2 protein-coding genes are annotated in these 968 nt (G+C 34.3%); one reads left to right on the forward strand and one right to left on the reverse strand.

The window, feature by feature from the left end:
• Positions 1 to 230, forward strand: a 230-nt coding sequence (locus tag ABP870_RS10600; RefSeq protein ID WP_350015306.1) for an integrase core domain-containing protein, incomplete at its 5' end; no start/stop codon positions are given.
• A gap of 339 nt (positions 231 to 569) precedes the next feature.
• On the opposite strand, the gene ABP870_RS10605 is transcribed toward ABP870_RS10600, so the two are convergent.
• The gene (locus tag ABP870_RS10605) at positions 570 to 773 is read right to left on the reverse strand and encodes a bacteriocin (protein WP_350015307.1); all 204 of its coding nucleotides are present in this window, start codon (positions 771 to 773) and stop codon (positions 570 to 572) included.
• Between the last annotated feature and the right edge of the window lie 195 nt (positions 774 to 968).

Here is a 968-nt window from a genome sequence, read left to right on the forward strand (position 1 = left end):
AGACGTTTGGCATTACCCGCTCACTTAGTCAAGCAGGATGTCCTTATGACAATGCCGTAGCTGAGAGCACCTATCGTTCTTTCAAACTGGAGTTTATTAATCAAGAAATCTTTCATTCACTTGAAGAGCTAAATCTTAAAACCAAGGACTACGTCCACTGGTGGAATCATCATCGCATTCACGGCAGTCTCAACTATCAAACACCAATGGCTAGGCGAGTTATCGCTTAACAAAAAGCACTTTATAAAAGTTGTGCAGAAAAGTGTTGCCTTTTCATAGATATTCTTAAGTGATTATCAAGCCAAACAAAGACTGATTAAGAAGATTGGCTTCTTTTATAGATATATTAGCTATTTTTTTCAATCTTTTTTATCAAAATAAACGAATAAAGAGGCTAATAAAGTAACAATTGATAACATATTTGTCGTTTGTTTTGATAACGATAGTTGATAAAAAACTAAGAAGAATAAGTACGGTGTTAGATGAGTTACACTTTTTCTATAAATAGCATGAATAGTCGTAAAAACAATTATAGAAGATGATAAAACTATAAAAACTGTGTAAATCATTTAATTAACCTTATATGCCAGATAGGCACTACTTGCTGTAACGCCAACAACACAAACTCCCTTTAAAACAGGGTGAGGCATTTTACAATATTTTATACCTGCACTAAGACCTGAAAGTCCACCAATTGCAGCATTTCCAGCAGGGTTACCACCACTTATATTTGCAATATCATTTGTTGCTAATTCTTTATATTTTTTCTTCATTATACTCCTCTCTAAAATCCACCTGTTGCCCCTGTTGCTACTGTCCATAAAGTAATACCCGCTTTAGTACCAATATAACCACAAGCTATTCCACAAATTGGAAAAACATTGTAGCAGCTCCTACACTACCTGAGACCAAGGCACCCAAGACATTATCTTATATTGTTACTATCTTCAATACCTAAAAGCATTTTA

Source organism: Streptococcus jiangjianxini (assembly GCF_040225085.1).
Lineage (GTDB): Bacteria > Bacillota > Bacilli > Lactobacillales > Streptococcaceae > Streptococcus > Streptococcus jiangjianxini.